Genomic DNA, 26,583 nt, shown 5'->3' on the forward strand with positions numbered 1-26,583 from the left:
TTTACGGCTTGGGTTGTACAAAAGCCGCGCCTGGGTCACACCAGGCGCGGCTTTTTTTTCGTCTGTAGTTCGGCCAGTGCGCGGGCTTTGGAGAGGGGCGGAGGACCAGCGGTTACGCCCCTGCCAAACCACACTTAGCGCGTAAACTTCAAGTAATTTATCAACTTTTCTTGCCTAGGCTATGCTGGAGCAGCTACCATCCCGACATCGTCCGCTTTAAGCGAGTGTTTACGCTCGCCTTGTCTGTATGCGCCGACTTGGGCTTTCGCTGCTGATCCTTCTGCTGCTCGCCGCGTGTTCCAGCGCGCCGCAGCGGATTTCGCGCAGCTCGAATGGCTCTTCGTCCGCGTCTAACGGCGCCTGGCGCACCACCCCGCCCGGTTTCCCGAACTTCGTCGATCACAGTGTCGGACGCGAGGAAATCTCCATTCAGGCCATGAGCCTCGTCGGCATTCCATACCGCTGGGGCGGCAATACGCCCGATAGCGGTTTCGATTGCAGCGGCCTGGTTCGCTATGTCGTGGCGCGCGCGGCCTCGGTGAATCTGCCGCGCACCACCGCGGACATGAGCGGGAGCGGTGAATCGATCGAGCCGGATGAAGTGGCCCCCGGCGATCTGATCTTCTTCAACACCACCGGACGCCCGCATTCGCATGTCGGCATTTATGTCGGCAAGCTGCGCTTCGTCAATGCGCCGTCGACGGGCGGCACGGTGCGCATCGATTACCTGACCAATCCGTATTGGGCGAAGCACTTCGACGGCATTCGCCGGGTCGCTGCGCCGACCCACGCGCCGACGCCGTTCGAAACGCCGACCTATCAGGCGTCGAATCCGCCGGAGAAGATCGCGCCGGTGGTGCGGCAAGCGTCTTATGCCGGTGCGGCGGTGATCCCTGCGCAGCAGGCGGCGGAGCCGCAACCTGCCTATGCGGCGGCCGCGCCTGCGGCTGGCGTCCCGATGCAGCAACAGCAGCAACAGCGAGTTGCAGCCACGATGCGCGCCCCGCTGACGACGACTGCCGCCCAACCGGCTATCGCGCCTGCGGCGGCCCCTGCCGATGCATTCGAGCCGCCGCCTCCGGTGATGAGCGCCGCGCAGATGCAGGCGCGTGACGCCGGCGCCGTCGCACCGGCCACGGTTCCTGCCGAACGGGCGCCGGCCGACGCAGATGCCATGGCCGCGGCCTCTTCCTCGGGCTACGCACCCGTGCGCTCCGCCGCGCCCGCAAGCGTGGCCCGCGCCCCGGACGCGATCGATGCTGCGGCCGACGCCTTCGAACCACCGCCACCTGCCTCCGTCGCGGTTCGCCAGGAGCAGCAAGCCGGCACCGCTGGCTCGTCCGGCGGCGTGCAGATCATGCGGGCGTCGACCGGCTCGCGCGGCGTCCCAGCCCCCACGCAGTCCAGCGACGACCCTATCGCGCATTTCGCCAACGGCAACTTCTGACGCCCTCAAGCGCGCAGCAAGGCTGCGTCAAGCGTTCGACTGGTACAGATCGGTGCCTGGATCACTTCAGCAATGCACCGGGCGCCCGTCCCGTTTTTGATGGCTTGGCTGGCTGCAAACGCATATCTGAATAGTCGCCAAACGTTTGATCGCAATCCGGCGCCCATCAGGCCAAACCTGCGACAATTCGGGCTTCCCGTTTTGCAGCCCGGTTATGAAGTGGTTCAAGATACTGCAACAAGGTCACATTGAGGTATCAGGTGTGACCTACAACCTTGCGCACCTGCTGGCCAGCTCCTTCACGCTGGCCATTCCCGCTTCATCTAGATATCCCGCAGCCGTCGCCACCCTTCAGGTTGAGTACACGTCACATTGCGTCTCGTTCGGGCCAGAGAACGAACATACGCCGCTCGACTTCAAGGTGCTCGATGGGGACCGTCGAATTCTCGATCACCGGGAGATCGCCCGCGCTTTCTGTTTCGACCGTCATCGCTGATCGCTAAGGTTGCCCGCCATCGTCACGCAGTTGAAGGACCAAAAATGTTACTTCACTGGCCATGCCAACTGGCTGGTCATCGAAGATATTCAGGACAACGGCATAAGGGTTGAGTACGAGGTGTTTTTTCGTCTGCGTCGCGCCGATACAAAAACCTTGCGTCTCGTCATCGGGAGCGCGTATGTGCGCGATCCGGCAAAGACATTGCGAGGGGAAGCTATCCGTAATCCCAGCCACAATCAACGATGAACTGGGCACGGCAGGCCAGAAATAGGTGAGGCCCCGCGTGGGGGCCTTATAACATCGCGAGCGCTCTCGTCGGCCAAGCCAACTTAACCAGCACGGCTGGTCCCCGGTTCAGGTTTCTTTCCAAAACGATTCCCAAGGGGCAGATGGACGCCCTTGCGGGCCTCGATATATCCATCTGCGGACATCATAGACTTTTTTATATCCATTAGTAACGGTTTGGTCAGTATCTATTACTTCTTCCGCCGGGCGAAAACCCAAGGATACCCCCGCGGGCAAAGCCCGCTTTCCTGACCGCACCTGTTCAGCTTGCTCCCTGGAGGGACTGGCGGGGAAACCAGACTACCTTTCCAAGCCACTCACCTGCCTTTGCGCGCCGTGCCGGCGCTGCGCGCTCCCGCTTGCCAGTCCAGACCGACGCCCCCCTCCGAGCAGCCATTCGCCCCCGTCGAACACGCAAAACACCCAGAGCACGCAGGACTGAGCTATCTGCTATCGTCTCCGATATTCCTTAGACGGCGGGTGCTCACGATGGAACTTGGACTGAAAGACAAAGTGGTGCTGGTCACGGGCGGCAGCAAAGGGATCGGTCTAGCCTGTGCACGAGCCTTCGCGCTGGAGGGCGCCAAAGTCGCGATCGTCTCGCGCGATCCGGCCAATCTCGCCCGCGCCCGCGAGCAACTGGCGAGCGAGGGTCTGCAGGTGCATCTGACGCGTGCGGACCTGCACGAGGCGCATGGCGCGGCCGATATCGTCGAAGAAGTCAGCTCCGCGGTGGGCCCGATCGACGTGCTTATCAACAGCGCCGGCGCTGCCCGCCGCTACGACCCGGAAACGCTGGACGCCGCCGCGTTCCGGGCGACCATGGAAGCCAAATACTTCCCCTACATTTACCCGCAGCAGGAAGTACTGCGCCGGATGGCCGAACGGGCGAAAGCGGACCCCAGCGCCGAGCCGGGCACGATCGTCAACATCATCGGCATGGGCGGCAAGATGGCGAGCGATATCCATATCGCCGGCGGCGCCGCCAATGCCGCGCTGATGCTGGCGACGGTCGGCCTCGCGCATTACTACGCCCGCTACGGCATCCGCATCAACGCGATCAATCCGGGCGCGACCTTGACCGAGCGCGTTGAGGAAGCGCTGAAACTGGACGCCGACAAGCAGGGGGTGGATACGGCGGAGGCGCTGGCGCGCGGTCAGGCGAAGGTGCCGCTTGGCCGTTACGCCAAACCCGAGGAAATCGCCGACGTTGCGCTGTTTCTGGCAAGCCGCCGCGCGAGCTATGTGACGGGCGCGATCGTGCCGATGGACGGAGGCAGCACGCCGCTCATCTGAACACGGCGCGCCAGCCTCGCAAGGAACGTCAAATCACAGGAAGTGGTGACCGAGCCACCAGCCCGCGGCGGCGAGCGCCGCTGAGGCAGGAATCGTCAGAATCCACGCCCAGACGATATTGCCGGCCACGCCCCAGCGCACCGCGCTGAGTTTCTGCGTTGCGCCGACGCCGACAATTGCGCCGGTGATCGTATGGGTGGTGGACACCGGGATACCGAGGAACGAGGCGACAAACAGCGTAATCGCCCCACCCGATTCCGCGCAAAAGCCGCCGACGGGTTTCAGCTTGGTGATCTTCTGGCCCATCGTACGCACGATGCGCCAGCCGCCGAACAGCGTGCCCAAGCCCATCGACAGATAGCAGCCGCCGATCACCCACAGCGGCGGCGCATCGGCAAGCGACGACGCGTAGCCCGTGGCAATCAGCAGCATCCAGATGATGCCGATGGTTTTCTGCGCATCGTTGCCGCCATGGCCGAGGCTATACATGCCCGCCGAGATCAGTTGCAAACGGCGAAAACGTCCGTCGACCTTGCTGGGCGGAGTGCGAAAGTAAATCCACGACACCGCCAGCATGAAGAACGAGCCGAGCACGAAGCCGAGCAGCGGCGAGATAAAGATGAACGCGACGGTTTTCATCAGCCCGTCGAAGTTGAGCGAGTGCCAGCCCGACTTCGCCAGCGCCGCGCCCACCAGGCCGCCGATCAGCGCATGCGACGAGCTCGACGGGATGCCGTAGTGCCAGGTGACGATGTTCCAGCCGATCGCGCCGACCAGCGCGCCGAAAATCACATAGTGGTCGACGATGGCCGGGTCGATGGTGCCCTTGCCGACCGTTTGCGCCACTTTCAGGTGGAAGATGAAATAGGCAATGACGTTGAACGCCGCCGCAAAGGCAACCGCCTGTTGCGGCTTGAGGACGCCGGTCGAGACAACCGTGGCGATCGAATTCGCCGCGTCGTGAAAGCCGTTCATGAAGTCGAACACCAACGACACGGCGACCAGGAGGGCGACCGCCCAGATGGCAAGTTGTATCGCTTGCATTATGCGTTTTCCAGCACGATGCCTTCGATAATGTTCGCCACGTCCTCACATTTGTCGGTGATGGTTTCGAGCAGCTCGTAGATTGCCTTCAGCTTGATCAGCGTCTTGACGTTGTCTTCCTCGCGGAAGAGCTTCGACATGGCCGAGCGCAGCACGCGGTCGGCTTCCGATTCGAGACGGTCGATGTCTTCACAGGCCTTCAGGATCTGGCTCGCCTGCTTCATGTCGGACAGCAGGCTGACGGCGAACTGCACGCGTTCGGTGGCCGCGGTGCAGATATGCGCCAGCTGGCTCGCCTCGGACGTCACGGCCTGCACGTCGTACAGCGAAATGGCGGTGGCGACGTCCTCCATCAGGTCGAGGATGTCGTCCATCGTGGTGATCAGTTTGTGGATTTCGTCGCGGTCGAGCGGCGTGATGAAAGTCTTGTGCAGCAGGTCGATCGCTTCGTGCGTGAGCTTGTCAGCGGCCTTTTCGGCGACCTGCACCTTCTGCTTATGCGTCTCGGCGTCCTGCAGGTTGTCGATCAGCAGCTCGAGTTCGTGGCTGGCCGAGAGGATGCACTTTGCGTGCGCATTAAAAATTTCAAAGAACTTGCCCTCGGTGGGCATGAATCGACCGAACATAGGAGATAGGATATCGAAGTTATATTCAATTTAATCAGATAGTTACCGAAGCACCCCATCCCAGCCCCACCTGCTGTACGGAGTCGGTACGAAATTCAATACGAATCGCATCTGACTGTGACAAATTTGTGATAGACGGGATTCTATAGGAAAGCGACTGCGGCAGCCCTATGACTTGCGACGCACGCGCGGAGCCCTAGTGCTGGTCTTCGCGTATCCGAAAGCATCGTTCATCGTTGTCTTAATCACGCTCGCACTGACAAACTCGACCGGGTCTACTTGCAATATGACTATGCGAGCGAAATGGAAGGCGCGTGGCGGTTACTCCGTGAGCGACTTGCGACCTTGATGCGCAACGAATGTGCAGCCGTTGTTCCAACATAGGCTGCCACGTGTTTCGTGGGTTGCTGCCAAAACTACATTGCTCGCGAAATGGTGCGCAAAGATTAGGTCGCCCCCCCACTGCCCGCGTGGAGTCTGCGACGCCGAAGTTGCGCACAGCATCAAGCGGCTTATGCCCGTGGCGCTCTGTTTAACAAGCCCGCCGCTCTGATGCAGGACTGGGCAGCATTCACACTAGCGAGTAGCCAGCCAGCTTCCTGACGCCCCATCGATCACTGTTGTCTCAATGCAAAAGTCGGGTTTTGGCAAGATTGCCTGAATGCCAAAAGACGGTAGAATCTGACTCCTGCCTAACGCGGTCGTCTGCGGATACGACCGGCGTTGAAGACCTCGCAGCCAAGGAATTGGGTCAGGCACAGTAATTCCTGTATCACTCACCCGCTGTACGCGCGGCAACGATATGCGCAGTACAGCTCCAGGTGTTTCAGTAGAGCGGCCGGACGCGCTCACATGCCACTCACGAGTCAGTGAGCGATGGCATGTGCCTGAGTGATACAGGATGAAACTCGCGTCTGGAAATAATTGTCGGCATATCACTTCGATGCCATCCCAATTCCTGAACGCGATGCGCACACCCAAACACACTGCTGTAACGCCGCCTGTTTGTGCGGCCCCAATCTACCGCGATGCAAATTCCGCGTCGGCTGACGTACCGCCGACGATCAACGTCGTGTCCGGCACGGCCCAGACTCCGGTCAAGTTCGACGACCTGCCGCGCGACATGCGCCGCCGCATCAATTCGAATGAGCGCCCGAAAAATCCCATGTCGGACAAAAACATGGCGGCGAGCAAAACGCCGACTCTGTCCGCATCGGACCGCATCATCCGCTTGCCGGAACTGCTCGCGATTTTGCAGATCAGTCGCACTGTAGTCTACGATTTGCAGAAGAAAAAGATACTGCCGCATTCCGTTTCGATCACCGGTGGACGTGCGGTTGGCTGGAAACTTAGTGATATCGACCGCTACCTCGCTTCATTGAGCAAGGAGGCGCGCGATGACTGATGCGACTAACGTCGATGGTAAGTCGGTCAGCGGCGAACCCAAGACGGACATATCCCCAGCATCGGTATCTGAGTCGGTGCCGGGCGGCAACCGCAATGCCGAAAAGCAGGAAAATACCAGCGCGGCGCAATCAACGCGCCAGCCTGACGTCGAAGCGATCGCAACCGCGTACAACCCGCAGGGCCAGCAACCGCGTTGCGTAGTCGACTTCAACCACGGTTCCGGCTACCGCGCGCGCCGTCTGTTGCCGGTGCCCGCGTTCGCATCAGCCAAGCGCGCACGCGACGCCTTGGCCAAGGCGGGCATCCCGCTCGCCATTGCGTCTGATGACGCGATGCTGGCGGCGATTGTCAATGGACCGCCCCAGGCCACTGGCATGTACAACGTGCAGCATGGCTGGTCGCATGGTTGCGATGTAGGCGCGATTTATCGGTATGGCGATACGGCGTATTCGTCGTCAGGGCCAATCACCGTCTACGCCGATGGCCTCGTGCCCGAACCACAGCAAAACAGCGACATCAGCAAGCTGACGGAGGCGTTGATGGCCGACTGCTCGCTAGGCACCGTCATTGTGATGGCGATCCACCTCGCGAGCCCGCTAGTGCATCTGCTCGGCTGCAAACCCATCGTGATCGTTGTATCCGGCGTATCGATTCTGGAAGCTGAACGCCTCGCGGCGCTTGCGGACTCCGCATTCGATACCACGCCCACGGCTATACACGCGCGCCGCAAAGATGCGGGCGATGCGCTCGTTCAGTTCGTGAGCGTGAAGTCGCGCAAGCAGGCATTCGCTCATGCGCAGACCCCGCTCGAAGCTGGCGCAACTGGAAAAGGTCGTGACAACAAGATCGGTCGCACGCACGCGCCGGTTACGCTGATCCTCGCGACGGAGACGGACTCGCCTCGCAATCTAGCGTCGCCGACGCCGCCGCCCGGCTGCATCGAGATTCACCTCGGCGCGTCGAGTCCGGATGTCCCGAGTGAAACCGCACACGCGCCCTCGCATAAGGCCGTGCAATGCAAAGTGGGCGCAACCAAAGCGTACATCGAGGCCGTACTCCGCGTGCAAGACGCAGTCGCTCGCAATGCCGATACGAAGTTGCCGAAATTCGTTGAACGCTATTGGGGAATGGTGAAGGGCCAGCCAAACGATGGTGCCGTTTCCGCCGCCATTCACGTGTTCGCGGTGCTGCGCTATGCGCTCAGGTGTGGTAGCCGGTTGAACATTCTTCCGTGGAGCGGCGAGACTGTTGACCGCGTCATGGATGCGAGCGTGAAGCAATGGGCAGAACGCCGTCGTGAGCGCGTGACAGCGTTCGATTGCCATGTGATCAATGCTGTAAAGAAGCTGGCCAATCCGGGCAACCCCAGTCAGCGCGCAACGTTCAACGACCGCGAAGTCTGCTTTAACACCGTAAGCGGTCGCGACCTGATGTTGATAGAGCCCGGCACTTTCGACACGTATGTCGTCGCCACTCTCGACAAGGCTCGTGTACTCGACACGCTCCGAAAGCGTAGGCTGCTCGTGACAAATGGTGACGGCGCGCAGTTCCAGAAGCGCGTCGGCAGCGGTCGTCCGCGCTTCTACGCCATCGATGCATTGGCCCTCCAAAAAACGTAAGCGCCCAAAGGCGGTCGTATGGCCGCCCCCTTCCTTCCTAACCAATACGGCCAGTGCTCCGGCGGCGATGCGTCCTTGACGTCTTCGACGCATCGCCTTTCGGACCCGAATTCGATGAAAACACTTGAAGAAAAATCGCACGCCAAACTACCCGTCGAGGTGCGCAGCGCGTTAGACGCCATCATGCGCAGCGTCATGGCCTTCGATCGCCTGACGCTCTGGATTGACCATCCAGCTCCCGACGTACCGGTTGCCCGCATTGCGCCCCACTGCAAAGAAATACAGGTCCTCACCTGCCAGTCGTTACGGTTCCAACCCACGTGGCAGACGCAAGTCAGGCTTCTGCAACCGGGCCGTCAAGCCCTGATTGAACTGCTGCATGCGCTCAGAAGCCGTCATCGCGCGCGCCTGAGCTATATCGAGCCCGCGCTCGACTGGCCGGTCGCGGATCGCCCTACCGCGCAAATGCTTGAACGCTTCTTGCTCAAGCATCTGCGCGTGACATATATGCGCCAGGCCGTCGAGTTCGAAGAGGGCACCGCCTACTTCGCGCGCCGCGCCGATCACGACGGCATGAAGAACGCGCGCAATATCGTTCTGTATGCCGATCGCAAGAGCAAGCTCTGGCCCGCGCGCGATAGCAACTCCTCGTGCTGCCATGTTGAATATCGGTTCCAAGGTTTCGGCACGCTCGCCGAACAAGGGCTTGCAAGCCTCGAAGATTGCATCAACTTTGACCATTACACGTTCTGGGTCGAAAATCTTCGCCTCTTCCGCTTGCCATCCAACGTCGAACTCGGACGCTGGCTCAACCCCAAAAATCCTGAAGTAACCGGCAGTGCACTGGGCAAGCGCGCAAACCTGTTCCTTGACAACTACCGGCACGGCAACGCCTTCGTGCTGCAAAACTGCTGGCGCGAAAACGCGTTCATCGCTAATGCAGTAACGCCTCTCGACAACACCTTGTTTCTGAAGCATGTGACGCTGTGACAACGTGACAGGAAGAGATTCGGGAGCGCAATGATATATAGCCCGAATATTCTCTTACTATCCTTCATTCACACCTCATCACAAAACCCATTTTTAGCGATATGTATAGCGTTTTATGCATCTTCGGACCTGCTCCGCAGCACATTTTCAAGCGGAATATTCACAACCTCACGCCCAGTAACCGCCCCTTGATGCATGTCACGCTGTCACATGTCGCGGGCGAATAATCATGAAAAAAGTCACGTTCACCGCCGAGCAGACCGCGATCATCACAACGACGAACGCGCGCGCAATTGTGCGGGCCTGCCCCGGTAGCGGTAAGACTTACACCCTATGCGCGCGCGTTCGTCGTCTCGTTGATCTTGGCGTGCCGCCGGAATTCATCCTCGTGCTGTGCTTTTCGAACGCTGCCGTTGACGAGTTAAAGCAGCGCCTGCCTGATGGCGTACGCGTGCAGACATTCCATGCGTACGCGCTGAGCCTCGTGCGCAACGCTGCCAGTACGAAAAGTCGCCATCCGGTATTGCTTACGCCAACCCGCAGCGTGCAATTGCTGTCGAGCGCGCTGAAATCATGTCCGAATGCTTGTAGTTCGGTTCGCCAGAAAGCAGGCATCACGCTGCGTTCTCTTGTCGAAACTAAAGGGCTCGCGGCATTCATTCGACAGTGCAACGGTAGCGACGAAGTTGCCGCGCGTCTCGTTCAGGACGGCAAGTTTTCGCCCTACGCGGACGTGCTTGCCGAGTTGCGCACAATTCGTGGCGCGTACGACAAGCTTGTCGAGAAAACGGGCGCTGTTGACTATCCCGGTATGCTGCGTCGCGCGCAGTCTTTAGTTCAAACCGCCCCGCTTCGTTATACGCATTTGTTCGTGGACGAATCGCAAGACATGGACGCGGCGCAGGCCCAATTGCTGATGGGGCTCGCGGCCCAGATACAAAACTTGATGGTGTTCGGCGATCCGAATCAGGCCGTGTTCGGTTTCATCGGCGGCAAAGCGCGCGACATGGGCGATGTGATGCGTGACGCCGTGACAATGCGGCTTACCCGTTCATTCCGGTTAACGCATGAAAACGCAGCGCTTGCCAACGCGATAATGGAAGGCGGTGGCAGTCAGATTGTTGGCGTCCGTCACGGTGTCACGCCGTCACTGGTTGCATGCGATTCCGTGATCGCGCAGGAAGATAAGGTCGTTAATCTGGTTGAGCAACTGAAAGCCAACCGCCCCGGCGAGAGTATCGCAATACTGACCCGAACGAAAGCGCCGGTCCGCGCCGCAGAGCAGGCGTTGCTTGCCGCCAATGTCGAGACCGATTCAATGTACAGTCCGCGTCTACCTATGCATGTGGACCGGGTTCTCGACATGCTGTCGCTGGTCCAGATGTGCGTCTTCACCGCAAAAGCCGGTCGCAAACCGAAGAAAATCTGGCGCACGCGTCGTCTGCAAGAAGTCATTGGTCAGCCCGTACGTCCTGTCGTTGTCGCCGACTGTTTGCGCATGCTGGCGAAAGCGGCTCGTATCCCTTCGTTTGAAGGCCGCTACGTCATGGCAACGCGCATCTATCTGCGTCTGGCGAGAGCAGCAGGCGACATGCCGAAGAATCTGGCGAGCGAACTTGGCCGGTGGCAGGCAACCAGTCGACGGTTCCGGACGGTTGCGGCGCTGCGTGCCCACATCAGCGAACTGCGTGAGCAGGAGCCTGTTGTGACGTCAACCATACACGGCGCGAAGGGCCGCGAATGGGACCACGTGATCGTTCTCAACGTCACTGAGGGTTCGATTCCTTTCTACCGCGAGGTCGATCGAAACGAAACCGATGAAGAACGAAGGCTCTTCTACGTGGCCGTGACACGTCCGCGGAAAACTTTGCATCTGCTGCAGGCACCGTTTGCTCATGCGCCGTCAAGAAAGCAACATGCTGAGCCGTCACGCTTCCTGACGGAATCGGTGCTGGAAACGCTGTCTTAACGCGGAGATCGTGCCGCGACCGACTACGAGCCAAGGCGCGCTCACTAGCAACGGACTAGTGAGCGCGCCTTGGTCCGCTTTGACTCACAACCACGATTCTCGACAGGACGTTCAAGTGCTTCCATGGGTAGTGGGTCACGTGGTGTACCGTGTACGCCGGGTCGGCCCGTCGAGCGAAGCCACTCATCAAGGAGCGCGATCTTGGTTGGAGACGAATTCTTCGTCGATTGTCCGACATAGTGATAGGCCAGGTCGGCTATTTCTCCTGGCGCTTCAACAGCATTCCGTCCCCAGTACCAGAACGGGTCGAAAACCAGCCCGTTCACCCCGTTGCAATCGCGAGCACGGCTATCTTCCTCGCTGTGGTATTCCGGCAGGAGCGAGATAAAGGCGGTCTGCCCGTCGGCGAGAACTTCTGCCCTGTATACCGCGTCCCGTCTGCCTCGATATCTTTTCTCGTAGTCACCCAAGGGGAGCACCGCTGAAACCTGACCAGCGTACGCGACCTTGCCTCCGAGCGCCGTTGGCTCGAAAGCGACGACCCACTCGCCGACCTTTGCGTATCTCCGAATAATCGGCTTACAGCAAGTCAAAGTCAGCATACCGTCTTCACTACACGGTGCCATGCCGTTGTCGGTTCTAAGCACATATCGCCAGACGCGGCTCATTGAATGTTCTCCGTTAATAATGCTGTGAGCCAAGCATGAACTTCAGGGCTGGGCTCCGGATTGGCGACAAATTCCTGCCCGCGCGCGGCGCATCGGACTATCCCATCCGCCGACCATCGTTCCGGGCTGTGGTACGTCATCCCGCATCCGCCTTGCAACGGATTTAGCCAATCCGGAGAACGCCAAACCGATGGCGTCGCGCTACCGTGTGACAACCTGTATCCCTTATTGAGGGTGCCGCATCCCGCAAGCGGGAGTTCTTTGCTTCCGATCACAAGTTGATCGGCGGCGACGTAGAGGACGTTCTGTGCATTCCATCCGGCACGGACATGCGGGTGATCCACGAGCCACGGCCTATCATTTAACGCGTGCGATCCATCGGGGCCGAGATCAATAACCTCCCCAACCTGCAACCATCCCCAAACGCGGTGCTCGCGTTCGCCGACAAAGGTCCATCGCTGGCGATGCTCAACGGGCCGGAACAACCCCCAAAAGATGAACAGATCGCCGACACCAACCACCTGCTTCGCGAGGTGCCCTTGCGCGGCAGCTACCTGGCCAAGCGCGCCGCGCCATCCGGGGCGACGCGGAAGGGTGTCTTGCACTATGTCAGGGTCGAGATGACACCAGCTTGCAGAAGACAACCGCCCACCAGTCAGGTCAGTAACCAGTGCGCCATACGCTCCATCGAGGTCGCCGAACCGCGTTGGCGTCGGCATTTTCGACGGAATCGGTAGCGACAATGGTTGTCCGTCAACAATAGGGCTTGGACACCCTCCAGCGGTGCCGTCAAAACCCTTACGACTGAAGATAATTTTCAAGAAATACTCCCCCGGTCAACCACCTGTTTTTCGACAAGAAGCGAAAGAACCTGAGCGAATTCGGCGCGAGTGAGCAAAATACACAGGTCGAGGCACTGCTCCGTGAGGAGCGGCCAATGCTGCAGCTAGATTAGACAAAACCGTGGGAAAGGACCGTTGACTCACCGGCTATTTATAGACGATGTGCGCGAGCCATTCGACGCTGGTTGGTTGCGCGCTCGCCCGAAGAAGCGATCGGGCGTATCGCTTCTTCGGCAGTCCCGGGCTGATTTCATGCGACCATGGTCTAGGCGGCGATGATACGAGTATGCGCGTCGTCAAATGGCTCGTCGAGACAGACCTAGATTCGGGTCGCAAATTCACCGCGCACGACTTTCACTTCATTGTGCACAGCGCGAACCCTGTCGGGCGGGAAAACATCAAGGGATTACTAGATTCCTACCTGCGCTCACAAGCCTCACTTCGCTTCCCGCGCGCTCGACACGCTAACGTATTTCGAGAAGTCTCCGGAATAGGTTGCAGGGCCGCTGATGGAATTGCCGAGCACCTGCTCTTTCGGCACGCTCAGTGTGACGCACGCTAATGCGTCGGCCTTGGCGGGATCATCGGCACGCAGTTGTTCCAGCAGCATCGAATTACACCGATACCAACTCGCGATATGTTTTTCCGCTAGCGCGTCGGCTGGCAGCGCCAGCGTTCTGTATTTCACTTGTGGCTCCACCACCGTGGTGACGCCAGACGCCTGTTGACTGAACTGCGCCGTTTTCGGCAGTTTCGAGGGCTCTGCAGTTTTTCGCACCTGCAATTCGACCAGAACCGTTGATCCGAGTCGATTCAGAATGTTGACATTCGTGATGCCGATGCTGGTGTCCTTCTTCGCATCACAGTAGACGCCATATGAAGCTAGCGTCGAACATTCCAGACCCGAAAATGCAATATCCGTTGCATGCACGTTTCCGAAGCCGAGCGACTTGACGACGATCTTCGGAAGAAGTGTCGCATTGTCGCTCTGAAGCGGGACAATAACGAAAACGATGGCGAACGTTGCGACGCAGAGCCAGGCGCGTTGCCCCCAATCCCGTGCGGCAAACGCACCACAGTTGAGCATGATCAGGTAACTCCCGCCAACAAATGCGGTCACAGTCTGCGTGTGAAGCGGACTGGCATCGACAACAATGCCAAAGAACAGAAATATCATGAATGAGCAAAAGCAGAAGACAAACGAGGCAGCGATCTTCGCGGCCACTAGCTTGCACGAGTCGTTCTTGAAAAACGGGCGCGGCGTGCCTCCCGATCTGTTGGCGCTTCGGCGCGCGCGAGTAATACGAGCCAGAATGGGCGCGCCGGACGCGGCAGCAATTGCGACTGTCAGTGCCGTGACGATGAGCCAGTCTCCCAGCAGGCGCGCGGATGTATCGCTTACCCAGACGCTCACGTCGCGGAACGAATCAGACGTGGAGGAAGGCTGCATCTGAACAGTAGGTGACTGGACCGCGTAGCCGTCCAAGTAAGCGATCGCCAATACGGTGAGAAACGCAACCGAACCCGCGAGAGACGCAAACAGCGTGTATTTCAGAAGGCGCCATCCGCGTCGCCAGTCGACCAGCACCAGCAGAGCGACCGAGGAGAGCGAGAGCGCATAGGCCCACCGCGCGATGCCCGGATGCTGCGGGGCCAACCAGCTATCGAAAGATTTCGTCGCTAGGCCAAACCATGACAGCACGCTGAAGATCGTCACGCCGACAATAAAGTTACCCCTGATCAGGTAGTGATGGGTATCCAGCGCGACGGGTGACGGAGCATTGCTACTGTCCGACACTGCGATGTGCGGATCGGGATAGAAGCCGTTCACTGCTTTCCGGGCTGCAAACCCGGCGAAAAGCAGATAGACGACCATTACGGTTCCAACGATCATCTCTGTAAGGAAAGATGCGATGAGCACTCCCGTCAGGTCGCCTAGCGAAAAATCCGGCAGTTGACCAATGCTCATTGAATATATGTACAGTGGAATTGCGCCGAGCAATGGCACTGCGATCGAAAGCGCCCATATTTTGTTCTCTCGTGCGAAGTCCGAAAACCAAGTTATCAATCGTTTTGAGTTCGCCATTCCGTGCTCTTTTAGAGATTTCTAACCTAGATGGGATCGCCGCGATCTGCCGCCGTGCGACAACACTTCCGATCCACTGTCAGGCCTGAAGACACGCGCCGTACCCGAAGACGGCGAGATTTCAAGCCATGTTGCCCATATTCGCCTTGCATATAGAAATCGCGAAATGGCTGGCAGCTTCCACACTGTTCTGTTTGCCAATCTGGCATTGAACTCTGCAAAGATGCGCAACCGACGCAGATAACTGGAAAGGCAGGCCCGACCGATATAACGGACTTAATCGCGACATTCTTTAGCAATGCGCTGGAATTCAACCCGCGCAGTGCTCAGTGAATCGTGGGTAGATACCGGAGCCACTACGCTCCAAGGTAAATCGGCGTAAAGCTCAACCCATAGCGATGAGGCAGTCGCGCCGCTTTCCGGACCGTTATGTTAGGTCGATGGTGCTTTACCATGTCTACGATCTCCTGCCCCCCGGGGCACGAGCAACCGACAACGATTGCCGTCAAGGCTCCATCGGAAATATCTAAGTGACCGCCCTTCGTGACTACCAGTCCGCGCGTGCCATATCCTTCTCTATTGGCTATCAACCGCCGCTCCTCCTCGTATGACCACGCCGATGACTTTGTCAGAAGCGCCGTTTCCGCAGTGGCATCGTCATCTGCCGTCAGGGGCGCGCGCGGCAATTCCGCTTCGTATTTAACTTTGTAAAGCGCCCGAGCAATGGACGGTGCGCGCGCGTCAAACTGCAGGCATATCCCTTTGTGTGATTCACCATAGTGCGACCACATCAAAAGGTTGGCGTCAGATGGTGTCAGGCAGTACACCCGGTACTCACGGTCAATCTGTTCAGCCATTTCACTAGCGCAGTCAACTACCATTTTCTGGAGGAACAAGGGATTGTCACGCATAAATTGGGCGCGGTTAGGATCGGTGTCGTTTCCAAGTCGCATGAAGTATTCGATGTGTTCGTCGCGAATCTTTGGGTCTTCGAGGCACTTGAGGTCAAAGAACGGCTTGCAGTCCCACGGATCGTTGAACTGACCAGGTATTGAAAGATAGATGGTCTGATCGCGCAACGTAGCTTCAAGACGTTCTTTGCACTTTGGATCAGTCCATGCCTGATAGTGGAACAGGTCTTGGCTGTCCGGAACGTCGATCGTGAGTGACATGGATACTCCCGTGCCGCATGATGGGGCATTTGCGATGACCTACGGACGTTCAACCATGTAGCGCTGAACGTCTCCGGATAGCCGCGTCTCGTTCGTTGAAAATGTCGCCAAGTGTTGGGGGTGCTTTAGAGGATGCGCAAGTTGCGGATTCGTCCAATCGTCGGCGAACGCTGCTGAATAAGATCGGCGAGGAATTCGGGTAGCAAGGCACGTGGCACGGTCACAGGAACATCGGCGACCAACTGCGACGGCACCTGAACGATGAAGTCGTTCGGTGCGCTCGCGAGGCTGTGCTCGTAGGAAACTTGATAGTCCAAGGTGGCCCTGAATCCAGTCTGGTTACGGGGGGCTGGGCTTACGCAATCGTTGCCCGGATGCTACCTCCATTATCACATTGCCGGTAGATCGCCGAGGACTGAATATACTGGAGAAGCCCCCGGTAAAATGACTCGCATTGAGCAGGGGGTACCGTGCAGAAACTCGTTTCGTTGATCTTGCTGGTTGCGTCGGCAACGGCATTTTTCCCAACAACCGCGGAGGCGCATCCGGGCGTCGTGTGCAAGCGCGTCTGGTATCGGGGACATCTGGTTCGCCGCTGTAGGCACGTGCCGCCACCGCGTCATCATCGGCCACCGGTTCGCCACGCAACCTATGTGTGACCTTCGGGAACCGGGCGTTACACCACAATGCATCTCCGCGCCGGACACCTGAGTGGCTACCGGGGGTAGCTATTAACTACCATGATTGCGCCGGTGTTCGCGACAGCGGCGAGACACAACCTGTGAAGTACCACCGGCCGCATTGGATCGACGACGATCAAGGCAACGGAGCAGGTTTCGGACTGCCAACCATTTGAAAACACCTAGACACGCAAATTTTGCTTAAAAAATAAGCAAAACGGTCCAATCTTTCACGGCAGAACGTGACGGGGTGGCGATTGCGGCGGCGCAGCATTTCTTGCAATTCCGCCAACTCCAAAAATCCGGGCCATAGCGCCCCGCATGGTCTTACCCTTCTCAAACCCCTGACCAAGGGATTCCAAGCCGCTGGCGGCAGGGAAAGCGGGCCACAAGAGCATTTCTGCGGTCCCGGAAGCGTCGGGAATGCCACGGCTCCGTTGAAGTGGCAAAAATTACCGATTTGCGGCCGGTTGATCTGGCTCGTTTATCAATTGTTCGTGATTTGTGTTACATTTTCACCAACGAATTGCAGTTCGATTACTGTTTTTGTCGAATTTCTGGAAAAAACACGTTTTTATCGCCTCTACCTTGCTGTTGCCTGCGCTAATTCTTGTTCTCCCTCGGTTCGCGTCTTGAACTGCGCTGACGACCTCTCTTGTAGCACCCCGTTTTCCTGAAACGCATCCGCAGCAGCCTCGCGTTTGCAGTCTTTCCACTCCAGCGCCCGCAACCGGATAGTCATCCGCTGAAGACACTCGCCTCAAATATTAAGGATACCTAAACCATGAAATCCAGTGCTGCACCCAATAGTCTGCCACATCCACTATTTTCGCTCGGGCAGGTCGTGGCCACACCCGGCGCAATCGATGTCTTGGATCGGACCGGTACCAATGTCACGACTTTGTTGTGGCGTCATCAGAACGGCGATTTCGGAAGTCTCTGTACAGCGGATGTGCGACTCAATCTCGAAGCGATTGTTACCGGCTTACGCATTCTGTCCTGCTACGAGATTGGCGTCTCGCGGGAACGTGTCTGGATCATCACGGAGCGTGACAGAAGTGTCAGCACCGTGCTCCTGCCGGGTGAATACTGATGCGGGGGTTCGTCGTGCAAAGACTCCATCCCCGTCTCACGCCCGGACAGACGCTACGGGCAGGATCGAAATTCGCTGTTCACTCTTTTCAGGGGGCCTGGAGTGCGGCGTGTGCGCTCCACTCAATAGCCAGCGCTTTCGCGATACTCGGACGCATCGCCGACCCGGCTGCCGTGTCGTGGCGACGCCGGGGCAAGGAAGCCGATCTCTGGAGCCGGGCTGCGCCGCTGTACTTCACGGGTGCGACCCTCACGGAAGTCGCTGGAGTCATACGGGATTGTGACTGGGGCCTGCAACCCGTCGTTATCGAAGCTGCTCACCGCAATGTGGTCGACTTCAGCGAACAGGAACTGTCGCGTGGGCACCTAGTGATCGCGAGCTGGCGACCGATCGGGCAGTCCCTTTCGCACGCCGTGCTGGTCGTGGGCAGCGAGGGCCGCACGCAGGGTTGCAGATTCCGGCCCCATGCGCTGCTGATCCTCGACCCGGCGGAGCGCGATGCACCCATGGCGACGTGCAACGCGCGCCTCGATTACGCGAACCCTGCTACCGGCAAACGCGCCCGGTATGGAACCTACATCACGGCGCGAGAAACGTTCTCCGTGGTGCTCGACGGCGCAGTGTCGATCCGCGAGAAACGCTCCTCGAAGCCGCCGTAGTTACCTCAACCGTCTCCCTCTCCGGGCGCAACGGCGTTCGCCCGGCGCGTATCGACATCTGTACTTCACTGTCTATCAACAAGGATTAAACATGGAAACCAGCAACAACCAAGCTAGTAGCCCTGTCAGAAAAAGCCGCCTCGGCGCGGTGCTCTGGACGATCATCGCCATCCTGATCTCATTCATGGCAACGGCAGCCAATATGCCACAGCACACCCAGCACCTGGCGCTCAAGTTCGTCTTCGTCTGGATTGCTGGCGCACTGCTGGGCGTAGTCGGCGTGCGAATCGGCAATGTGATTCGCCGTGCAGCGAAACCGGACATCATCATCACCAGCGGTGGCCTGCAGGGAATGCTCGGGGCAAAGATTTTCTGGAGCGTCGGGCCGCAGACTGTCGGGCTGCTGATCGGCACGGTGGTCGGTTGCAGCACCCTGATGGGCTGGGTCGCCTGATCCATCCAGATTTGCGCGCCGTCAACCGCATGCTTCACGCCGGTTGACGGTCGCGCAACAACCCACCGGCAGATACCCGGAAACGGGTCTAGCAGAATCTGGGGCGTTGATTTCAGGGGGCGTCGCCGCGCTCGCTGGTCGGCGCAGGCGAAGCATCACCGACAACACTCAGGGCAGTTGCCGCAGACGCTCAGGTTCCTTTCGTACTGGGCCTTGAGCCGCTACGGGATTGACGACGGGCTGCTGGCACATCTAGTAGCGCGATGGCGTCATCCACAAGCCGTTCTATGGCTTCCTGCTGCGCGGGCGACAAGGGCGAAAGTTTTTCGTGAATTCTGATTGCCCGATCAAGCGGTGAAGTTCCCGCAGTGCTCAATAAATCCGCAAGGCGACATTGCAGTATTTCCGCGATACCAGCAAGACGTTCAATGTTGGGAACAAGCGTGCCGCGCTCTATCCGAGAGAGCGACGGCTGTTCTATTTCGATTAGCTCAGAAAGCTTTTCCTGGGTCATTCCGAGTGCCTTGCGGCGAGCGGCAATAGCCGAACCAATCGACCGCGCGAGCTGCTTCATATCGCTCAAACCTTGTGCTCCCTCTGTTGACGAGGAAGTGTCTGGTTTCAGCAAGGACGATTGAAGGGCGCAGTGTGGAATAATATTCGTCCTGACGAATATTATGGCGTGATGTGAGTCGGCTTTCCTGACTAGCTCCATGCGAAACCATGACTAAAACCCTTCCCGAAGCGGCCGCTGCGGTCGCCCGTTCGCACGCTTACCGCGCCGATATCGACGGACTCCGCGCGCTTGCTGTCCTTGCAGTCGTTATCTTTCACGCGTTTCCTGCCGCATTGCCGGGCGGCTTTGCCGGTGTCGACGTGTTTTTCGTTATCTCCGGCTATCTGATCACGGGCATCCTGCTTGCCGACATGCGGGCGGAACAGTTTTCGCTGGCCCAGTTCTATGCTCGCCGCATCCGGCGGATATTTCCCGCACTCGTGACCGTGCTGCTCGCGACGTGGACGATGGGCTGGTTCTGCCTGACCGGCGACGAATACCGCGAACTTGGAAAACACGTGCTCGCGGGCGCGGGATTCGTCTCGAACTGGGCGTTCTGGACGGAGGCCGGATACTTTGACCAGACTGCATCCGCCAAGCCTCTGCTTCATCTCTGGTCGCTCGGCGTCGAGGAGCAGTTCTATATCGTGTGGCCGGTCCTGATGTACGTCGCCGTTCGGCTGCGTCGGGTCGCGCTGGTCTGCGCAGTGACCGGATTGTTGTCGTTCGTATCGGCCATCTGGCTGGTCCGGTATCACCCGAGCGCCGCTTTTTACTGGCCGACAAGCCGCATGTGGGAACTGGCCGCAGGCGCCGGCCTTGCAATCACGGCTTCCGGTAGACGCGTGGTGCAAAACGACAACGCCCATAGTGCATCCTCGATCGGTCTGTTGCTGTGCGCGATCTCGTTTATCGTGCTGAATTCCCGGTTGCCCTTTCCGGGATGGTTTGCGGTACCGCCGGTGCTAGGCGCGGTGGCGTTGATTGCAGCAGGTCCGAAAGGTGTGGCAAACCGGCTGCTGCTCGGCAATCCGGTCGCGGTGTGGTTCGGCAAGATCAGCTACGCGCTGTACCTGTGGCACTGGCCGCTGCTATCGCTATGTTTCGTCCTTGCGGGCGGCGAACTGCCGGTGGGGGTGCGGATTGGCATTATCGCCGTGAGCATCGTGCTGGCGTGGTTGACGACCGTGCTAATCGAGCGACCAATCCGTCTCGGGGCTCCGGCCAGATGGAAACTCATCACGCCATGCATACTGATGCTCGGCGTCGCGTATCTCGGTGGCATGACGTACCAGCGTCACGGACTGGGATTCAGGAAAGGGTACAGCCCGGATGCGGATGTCACCACGGCGACGCTGGGCGCGGGTCACGAATTCGTTGATCTCACGTGCGGCGTACCATCTGCCGACCGGCACCTGTTTCAGTTCTGTGCAACCGACAAACGAGCAACGTCCCATTTCGCGGTGTGGGGCGACAGCAAGGCCGATGCGCTGTACTGGGGACTAGTTCGAAAGTCAACGCCCGGCATGAGCTGGACGCTGGTTGCGCGCGCAAGCTGTCCGCCGATGGCTGGCGTCCATGAAATCAAAGCGAATGCGGCGGACGACGGGGAGGAGTGCCCCGAGGCGAATAAGGCCGCGTTGCGCATGCTGCTCGGCAATCCGGCGTTGACGGCTATCGTGCTGGTTGCGGCCAGCCGGGATATTGTCGGTCCGCAGTTCGCATATGACGGTTCATCACAGGCGACGATCTCCGCCGCGGGCGACGGGCTGGATAATGCGGTTGCCGTTCTGCTGCACGCAGGCAAGCGCGTCGTGCTCGTGCTGGACAATCCCGAACTACGCGATCCCCGGCAGTGCATGGATCGACGACCGCTCGCATGGCCGTTTGTGCGTCACCTACTCGGCGTATCAGACATCAACGCTACGCAACGTTGCGCAATCAGCTATCGCAGTTATCTCGACGGCACCTCCGCTTACCGGAGCATCGTTGACCAAATAAAGGCGCACCATCCCGATCTGACTCTCTACGATCCTACGTCTGTGCTGTGTGACTCGCAGCGGAACGTATGTCCGATGACGATGAACGGAAAATATCTTTATAGCTATGGCGATCATATGTCCGACTACGCGAATGGACTTGTCGCCGGACAATTTCTGGCGCTCCTACGCCGCGGACCTTAAACGCTCGTTCGCAGCAAATCCCGATGTGCTCCCGGACTTCCGATGACTATCCGTCCGGAGACCGACATCGTGCTACCCCCTGCCGGGCCATGGGAACAGCCACCGTCCCTTCGCGAGCTGCCGTATCCGCTTTCGCGCGCTGTCCATAATGTAAACGGGTGCGGTTGCGAACTGCCGGTCGTAGAAACACAGCAGCCCAGCAAGATAGCCTCGTCGGCAGATTCAATATTCCAGGCGTCGCTGCCCAATGTGGGCGCAACACAACGTTCCAGCGCCCCCTGCACATCGTGATAGAAGGAGTCGGGTTCATCGCCGAAGCCCGCTTCTCGCAGAAACCAGCTCATGCTTGCCACGATGAACAGTTCACCGAGAATCTCCGTGCTTCCTGCGTTGCTGCGACACGCAGCAAGCGCAAGGTGATTACGCAGGGAAGTCTCTCGCGCCGATCCGGCCCAGTTTGTCTTTCGTCAATACGGCACGCGGGCTGCGTCGTGGCGTTCTCTTTTTTGCCGATCGGGGTTTCACGGAAGCTGTCAGGTGTGAAGGCAGGATGTGTTCGTCGCGGCCTAGTTGACTGCTGCTTCGAATTATATCCGCCCCTTGGAACCGGTCAGACCAAGCTCGAAATCAGGTGGCAGCCGCAGGTAGCCCGGTGCCCGTGACGGGCAATCGGGACGCCACCATCGGTCATCGATGTGTCTCCTTCCTCGATCACGTTGGGCGATACGTCAAGGTGTCGAGGACACGACACCCGATCACCCTTGCGCGCGACATAGCGGCCTTCGAAACGCATTGTCGTTGAGCCGGTCAACACCTTGCCGCCGTGGTCAGTGTCGTCACCGACGCGAATCAAGTTGATCACGACTTCTGCCCCTTCAATTAAATTGAATCGTTCGAAGCTTTTTCCGGATCGAGGCTGCATCCTTGAACGGATAGGATAGCGGCTTGCCGTTTCTATCCGAACCATTCCATCCCGGCGGAAAATTCCTCATTGAGGAGTCGTCTCGTGTAAGCATCGACTTATCAGACACGCGGCTATATCGATAAATGAAGACCTTATAGTAGTCCCCTTCATAGTCAGCAGCTTGCGAATTTGTTGGCCACTTGACGAGTACGATGATACTTCTATTTTTCCAATAAAAAACCGTAGTCACCTCCGGACTTGATCCATTAATTTCGTATTTGTCGATAGGAAACTGTTCGCCGTCATTGCATCGCCAGTTTGCCAAAATGTCAAATGGCGGTGTGCTTAGCGGATCATCAGCTACAGGATGAAGTTCTTTCGAAAACGATATGAAGCAGCCACGCCGAATCGGGTCAGCGGATATCTGATCTGGCGACTCCCCTGCGGCGTAAGATGAGGTTGGCAGATAAACTGCGAACAACAGTGCTAACGTAAAGATAATTTTTCTCACCACCCATTCTCCGTTATTGAGGTCGAAGCCCAATCGTTGCTGCAAGGTTGCTGACCTTTGTTCAATTGCACGAAAGCTTTTTTGGCTGCAGCCTTTCGTCGTGCAAAATCCTTTAATGCTGGATTGATGATTTTGGTTACGCCTTTCACATTATTCTGATCAGCTTTTTCGTTTATAGACCGCGTATTCCAAAACCAAGCCGATGAGTCTGCGGCGATAGATGGATCATTTTGGACTTGAGCCGGATCAGTGACCACATCGTTTCCACTAGCTTGTTTGTACTCTTTATATGTGTCGAGCCATGTCATATGCAACAGGCCACGCCCGCGATAATCTCGCCCTGGGTACTCACTATCCCCAAACAGTACTTCTCCGAGGCCGCTGTCATTGTGCGTTAGATGAGTCTTTGAATAGTCTTCTATCTGCGCTGATGTCCATTCAGGATGAGACTTATGCAGCCCTGCTTTCAGGGCTGAAGGATACGTTGCCCACAAATGGTCTCCATCCGTGTAATTTAGATTCTCACGGAACGCGGTGAATCCACCGCATTCGACTTCACACTGACCCAAGAAATGCGAGGCGCGGTTACACGTGTTGATTCCGTATTTAATGAAAGCGGTTGTGACCGCCGTAGAAAATCGACCTGCATTATCGGTTGTGATATTCGGAAAGATCGCTTTGAGTATCGTCGCCGTGATAGTGAGGTCGCTGCCACAATGCAAACACGTCAGTCCAGCGTTCACATTAAAGTTGCTGACGAGCCCAATCGGATGGAAATACCACGGCGCGTGGTCTTTCGGAAAGCCCTCAATCCCATTTGCCTGTTCCCACCACTGTAGTTTGCCGATGCGCTCGAGCTCCGAACTCCAGAGCGATTGCAATGTCCCCATCAGCGGCGACAAAGCTTGCCATTTGCCCAAGCCACCACCCCATTCGCTTTCGTCACGCACGATTAGATGTGAGATGGCCTCAGCAAACCAAGGCGTCTGTTGCGCAATCTTCAGTTCCTGCGCAGTGATCGTACCGTCTTTATTCGTGTCGATAGCCCTTTCCAGCGCTGCGACGAGTGCGCCCTCATTCACGACCGATGCGCTTGGTTCGAACTCGGTCTTTGCTTCGCCTTCGATCAGTTGATCTGTCACGTGCAGATACCGCTTCAGCATATCTACCGGTTTGATGCCGCTGTGGTCGATTAGATCAAAACCAGGCCAGTCCCACGGGCCACACATGCGCGTTTGCGCATGCCCCTTTTCACAGACCCACCCCTGGCGTGTTGCGCCGTCCTTGGTGCCGATGGTGACGTTCCACCAATGCTGTCCCTTGTCGTCCTTGGCAATATTCTCTGCGCCCAGCTTCTCAAGATCGATACGGCGGAACACATCCCGGAAATCCGCGCCTGGTGCTGACGCGTTTGAAACTTTGAGCGGAAAATCCGTCCAACCCTTCACTACGCCATCTGTAACCTTGTTCGCCTGACTTGCATCGACCCATAGCGCGGGGCCAACGTTATGAAGCGGCGCGGGATGCGCTGCCTTGGGTTGAACTTTGATCCAGCGCGATCCCTGCGCATCCCCAACCGGCACCAGTTTTAAGCCAATCTGTGTCAGCGTCTGGTCTGGGTCAGGCACGGTCATGACAAGCTGTGCGCCTACCGAGATTTCAAGAAACGCATTGGCTGGCGGCAATTGCTTTGCGCGCTCGCGGCTGCGGGCAATGAAGTCGGATAGATCAGGTCCAGCAAACGTTTCGAGGTGCAGCATCGGATGCGTGCGGCCTGGTGGTAACGCGCTCGAATCGGTGTATTCCTGATACTGACCCATATGGCCGATCACTGTGCCCGCAGTGACAGCGTAAGGTGTCTTGAGCACCACGACTGTGTTGAGCGGCTGAGGATCGGACACGGCATCAAGTTCGTTGATAAACACATAACAGTAAGGTGCGTGAGGCGACACACTATGACCGACGGTTGCACTTACCGGCTCGCCGCTTTTGATGCTACTGATTTTTCCCCATCCCTTCTTAACTGGATCGGGAGTCAGGGTCAATTCCGATCCGGTTGGCAGCAGACCGATTATTTTCCCGTCAGGCAGATCACGGATATGGATGCCAGTGAGGGGTTGCGGCGTGGCGCTGCTGCCGTCATCCGATTGAAACGGACTGATCGCATTGGCTGTCTGAAACGGGTTGTCTAGTTCCTGCGACAGCTTCGGCAAGTCCTGTTTGTCCTTCGACTTATCCCCCACCCGGTAGTAGCGAGAGCCTTCCCAATACAACGGCTCGTCAATCTGCGGCTTGTTTTTGTCGGCGGATTGCTTTGCCGCGTTGTAGCCTTCCAGGTCCATCGTGTGCATGTACACGCTGAAAAAGACGAGCGTGTCAGCAGCAGTCTGCTCGGAAGGTTGCGCGGACGCTACGTTGGGCGTGGCTGGCTGCTGTGCCGGTGGCACGGGTGGCAATTGCAGCTTGTGACGGATCAGAACGAAGCCGGTTGAATAGAGGACAGAGCGGTCGCCTTGATATTTGAGTTCGGGATATTTCGAATCGAGCCGGTACGCCACGACTTCGCCATCGGCAATCGCACAGATTCCACCATCCTGCTTCAGTGCAGTCCCGGTCTGCGAATCGAAATGAATGCCTCCGTGCCACAGGCCGTTCGAACCAAGAGGATAAAAGCCACCCGTGGCATTTCCGAGTGCTTTCATGTACGCCATCGGATCGCCCGCATCGTCCTTGCTTGCAGGAGAGAACGGAAATGCCCACTTCAGTGGAGTGTAAGCGGGGGGAACAGGTGCTGCAGCCGGTGCCGGATGATTGTGAGAATCTGCCATGATTTATTTTGTTCGATGTAATTACCCAGAAAACCGCATGCCCCGGCCCCCCTTGTCCGCCACTGGCGTGGCCTGCAACGGATCGCTGATGGTCGCACTTGCCCCGCTCGGTTTGTCCCACGATGCACAGCGCTCCAGAATGTGTCCGGTCGTGACGTTCTCGATTCCTGCGCCCTTGATGCTGATGTACGAGCCGCCCGCGCCAAGCCACACTTCCGTTTTCGCCGTCAGAACCAGCCGTCCCGTCGCACTCTCGACCTTGAGATCGAGCTGCGAAAGCAGGTTCATCGCATCGCTGAGCGCCTGGATGTCGATCTTTCCCTTGCTCGCAATGAGCTTGATGCCCAGGTTCTGCGCGAACAGGCTGATGCCGTCCATCACGCTTGCCAGCAACGATTTGCCCGCCGCAAGAATGACGTTTTTCCTCGCGACCGTGTTGACGTGCTGGTCAGCCGTCAGGTGAATGGACTGCTGCGTGCTCGCCGCAATGCCTTCAGGACTGGACAACACCAAGACCGGCTTCGAAAAACCGTTCGCATTGCCCGTCCCACCACCCGCGGTGCGGCCACCCTTGCCGACCGAGCCCGCCACGCTGTGCTGGGTCGCATCGGTGAACGTCTTGAGCGCATCATGCCCATCCTGCAGACTCTCGCCACGGTTCGTCTCGCTCGCCTTCGAGACAGTTTCGAGGACGGCCTCAGCACCCGCCAGTTGCCCGGTCGCCGCTGTCACGTTCATCGGCTGCGTGGCGACCGGTTGCGTCGA

Annotated in this window: 24 protein-coding genes and 1 pseudogene; 13 read left to right on the top strand and 12 right to left on the bottom strand. The window is 58.2% G+C overall.

Annotated elements, in window-relative coordinates; genetic code table 11:
- The first annotated feature begins 247 nt into the window (after window positions 1-247).
- From BLQ92_RS10195 to BLQ92_RS10205, 4 genes are all read left to right on the top strand, one after another.
- On the top strand, window positions 248-1,447 hold the full coding sequence (locus BLQ92_RS10195) for a C40 family peptidase (protein WP_090683944.1): 1,200 nt from the start codon (window positions 248-250) through the stop codon (window positions 1,445-1,447).
- A gap of 214 nt (window positions 1,448-1,661) precedes the next feature.
- On the top strand, window positions 1,662-1,943 hold the full coding sequence (locus BLQ92_RS10200; RefSeq protein WP_090683945.1) for a hypothetical protein: 282 nt from the start codon (window positions 1,662-1,664) through the stop codon (window positions 1,941-1,943).
- A 9-nt stretch (window positions 1,944-1,952) separates the two neighbouring features.
- Complete coding sequence (locus tag BLQ92_RS39295; RefSeq protein WP_143016554.1) at window positions 1,953-2,192, top strand: hypothetical protein; 240 nt, start codon at window positions 1,953-1,955, stop codon at window positions 2,190-2,192.
- A 528-nt stretch (window positions 2,193-2,720) separates the two neighbouring features.
- Window positions 2,721-3,527 (top strand): SDR family NAD(P)-dependent oxidoreductase, encoded by an 807-nt coding sequence (locus BLQ92_RS10205; protein ID WP_090683947.1) that lies wholly within the window; start codon window positions 2,721-2,723, stop codon window positions 3,525-3,527.
- A 33-nt stretch (window positions 3,528-3,560) separates the two neighbouring features.
- Here BLQ92_RS10205 and BLQ92_RS10210 read toward each other — a convergent pair whose 3' ends face one another.
- Together BLQ92_RS10210 and BLQ92_RS10215 are read right to left on the bottom strand one after the other, a co-directional pair.
- Complete coding sequence (locus BLQ92_RS10210) at window positions 3,561-4,571, bottom strand: inorganic phosphate transporter (RefSeq protein ID WP_090683949.1); 1,011 nt, start codon at window positions 4,569-4,571, stop codon at window positions 3,561-3,563.
- Window positions 4,571-5,197, bottom strand: coding sequence for a DUF47 domain-containing protein (locus BLQ92_RS10215; protein ID WP_090683951.1), 627 nt, complete (start codon window positions 5,195-5,197; stop codon window positions 4,571-4,573). Before BLQ92_RS10215 ends, BLQ92_RS10210 begins: the two co-directional genes overlap by 1 nt.
- 901 nt (window positions 5,198-6,098) lie before the next feature.
- On the opposite strand from BLQ92_RS10215, the gene BLQ92_RS10220 reads away from it, so the two are divergent.
- From BLQ92_RS10220 to BLQ92_RS10235, 4 genes are all read left to right on the top strand, one after another.
- On the top strand, window positions 6,099-6,602 hold the full coding sequence (locus BLQ92_RS10220; protein WP_090683953.1) for a helix-turn-helix transcriptional regulator: 504 nt from the start codon (window positions 6,099-6,101) through the stop codon (window positions 6,600-6,602).
- The gene (locus BLQ92_RS10225; protein ID WP_090683955.1) at window positions 6,595-8,223 is read left to right on the top strand and encodes a hypothetical protein; all 1,629 of its coding nucleotides are present in this window, start codon (window positions 6,595-6,597) and stop codon (window positions 8,221-8,223) included. Before BLQ92_RS10220 ends, BLQ92_RS10225 begins: the two co-directional genes overlap by 8 nt.
- Before the next feature lie 18 nt (window positions 8,224-8,241).
- A complete protein-coding gene (locus BLQ92_RS10230; protein ID WP_244896632.1) occupies window positions 8,242-9,213 on the top strand; it encodes a hypothetical protein in 972 nt (323 codons plus the stop codon).
- A 229-nt stretch (window positions 9,214-9,442) separates the two neighbouring features.
- A complete protein-coding gene (locus tag BLQ92_RS10235; RefSeq protein WP_090683957.1) occupies window positions 9,443-11,182 on the top strand; it encodes a UvrD-helicase domain-containing protein in 1,740 nt (579 codons plus the stop codon).
- Between the two features lie 44 nt (window positions 11,183-11,226).
- On the opposite strand, the gene BLQ92_RS41375 is transcribed toward BLQ92_RS10235, so the two are convergent.
- Window positions 11,227-11,850: an Nmad2 family putative nucleotide modification protein gene (locus tag BLQ92_RS41375; protein WP_090683958.1), complete on the bottom strand. Its 624-nt coding sequence runs from the start codon at window positions 11,848-11,850 to the stop codon at window positions 11,227-11,229.
- Window positions 11,847-12,671 (bottom strand): Nmad3 family putative nucleotide modification protein, encoded by an 825-nt coding sequence (locus BLQ92_RS39300; protein WP_028645985.1) that lies wholly within the window; start codon window positions 12,669-12,671, stop codon window positions 11,847-11,849. The genes BLQ92_RS41375 and BLQ92_RS39300 overlap by 4 nt, the downstream gene beginning before the upstream one ends.
- Window positions 12,672-12,852: 181 nt before the next feature.
- Between BLQ92_RS39300 and BLQ92_RS41380 the strand changes: the two are divergent.
- Window positions 12,853-13,047, top strand: a pseudogene (locus BLQ92_RS41380) (hypothetical protein); the annotation flags it as partial.
- An 81-nt stretch (window positions 13,048-13,128) separates the two neighbouring features.
- Here BLQ92_RS41380 and BLQ92_RS10245 read toward each other — a convergent pair.
- The 3 genes from BLQ92_RS10245 to BLQ92_RS10255 all read right to left on the bottom strand — a co-directional run bounded on the left by BLQ92_RS10245 (window position 13,129) and on the right by BLQ92_RS10255 (window position 16,267).
- Window positions 13,129-14,778: a hypothetical protein gene (locus BLQ92_RS10245; protein WP_143016555.1), complete on the bottom strand. Its 1,650-nt coding sequence runs from the start codon at window positions 14,776-14,778 to the stop codon at window positions 13,129-13,131.
- Window positions 14,779-15,134: 356 nt separating this feature from the next.
- On the bottom strand, window positions 15,135-15,950 hold the full coding sequence (locus tag BLQ92_RS10250) for a DUF2971 domain-containing protein (protein WP_025527578.1): 816 nt from the start codon (window positions 15,948-15,950) through the stop codon (window positions 15,135-15,137).
- A gap of 125 nt (window positions 15,951-16,075) precedes the next feature.
- Entirely contained in the window at window positions 16,076-16,267 is a 192-nt protein-coding gene (locus tag BLQ92_RS10255) for a hypothetical protein (RefSeq protein WP_025527577.1), read from the bottom strand.
- A 1,147-nt stretch (window positions 16,268-17,414) separates the two neighbouring features.
- Here BLQ92_RS10255 and BLQ92_RS10260 point away from each other — a divergent pair.
- The 3 genes from BLQ92_RS10260 to BLQ92_RS10270 all read left to right on the top strand — a co-directional run bounded on the left by BLQ92_RS10260 (window position 17,415) and on the right by BLQ92_RS10270 (window position 18,836).
- On the top strand, window positions 17,415-17,723 hold the full coding sequence (locus BLQ92_RS10260) for a hypothetical protein (RefSeq protein WP_090683962.1): 309 nt from the start codon (window positions 17,415-17,417) through the stop codon (window positions 17,721-17,723).
- Between the two features lie 173 nt (window positions 17,724-17,896).
- Window positions 17,897-18,382, top strand: a complete 486-nt coding sequence (locus BLQ92_RS10265) for a hypothetical protein (protein WP_143016556.1) — start codon at window positions 17,897-17,899, stop codon at window positions 18,380-18,382.
- A 91-nt stretch (window positions 18,383-18,473) separates the two neighbouring features.
- Window positions 18,474-18,836 carry a hypothetical protein gene (locus BLQ92_RS10270; RefSeq protein ID WP_090683965.1) on the top strand — a complete coding sequence of 121 codons (363 nt, stop codon included), beginning with the start codon at window positions 18,474-18,476 and terminating at the stop codon, window positions 18,834-18,836.
- Between the two features lie 190 nt (window positions 18,837-19,026).
- On the opposite strand, the gene BLQ92_RS10275 is transcribed toward BLQ92_RS10270, so the two are convergent.
- The gene (locus BLQ92_RS10275) at window positions 19,027-19,410 is read right to left on the bottom strand and encodes a helix-turn-helix domain-containing protein (protein WP_090683967.1); all 384 of its coding nucleotides are present in this window, start codon (window positions 19,408-19,410) and stop codon (window positions 19,027-19,029) included.
- A gap of 149 nt (window positions 19,411-19,559) precedes the next feature.
- Here BLQ92_RS10275 and BLQ92_RS10280 point away from each other — a divergent pair, with 149 nt between their 5' ends.
- The gene (locus BLQ92_RS10280) at window positions 19,560-21,575 is read left to right on the top strand and encodes an acyltransferase family protein (protein ID WP_090683969.1); all 2,016 of its coding nucleotides are present in this window, start codon (window positions 19,560-19,562) and stop codon (window positions 21,573-21,575) included.
- 610 nt (window positions 21,576-22,185) lie between these two features.
- On the opposite strand, the gene BLQ92_RS10285 is transcribed toward BLQ92_RS10280, so the two are convergent.
- From BLQ92_RS10285 to BLQ92_RS10295, 4 genes are all read right to left on the bottom strand, one after another.
- A complete protein-coding gene (locus tag BLQ92_RS10285; RefSeq protein WP_090683971.1) occupies window positions 22,186-22,437 on the bottom strand; it encodes a PAAR domain-containing protein in 252 nt (83 codons plus the stop codon).
- A gap of 13 nt (window positions 22,438-22,450) precedes the next feature.
- Entirely contained in the window at window positions 22,451-22,990 is a 540-nt protein-coding gene (locus tag BLQ92_RS39305) for a hypothetical protein (RefSeq protein WP_143016557.1), read from the bottom strand.
- On the bottom strand, window positions 22,987-25,818 hold the full coding sequence (locus BLQ92_RS10290) for a glycoside hydrolase family 19 protein (protein ID WP_090683973.1): 2,832 nt from the start codon (window positions 25,816-25,818) through the stop codon (window positions 22,987-22,989). The genes BLQ92_RS39305 and BLQ92_RS10290 overlap by 4 nt, the downstream gene beginning before the upstream one ends.
- A 21-nt stretch (window positions 25,819-25,839) precedes the next feature.
- Window positions 25,840-26,583, bottom strand: a 744-nt coding sequence (locus BLQ92_RS10295) for a DUF2345 domain-containing protein (protein ID WP_143016558.1), incomplete at its 5' end; no start/stop codon positions are given.

Source organism: Paraburkholderia phenazinium (assembly GCF_900100735.1).
Taxonomy (GTDB): Bacteria; Pseudomonadota; Gammaproteobacteria; order Burkholderiales; family Burkholderiaceae; genus Paraburkholderia; species Paraburkholderia phenazinia.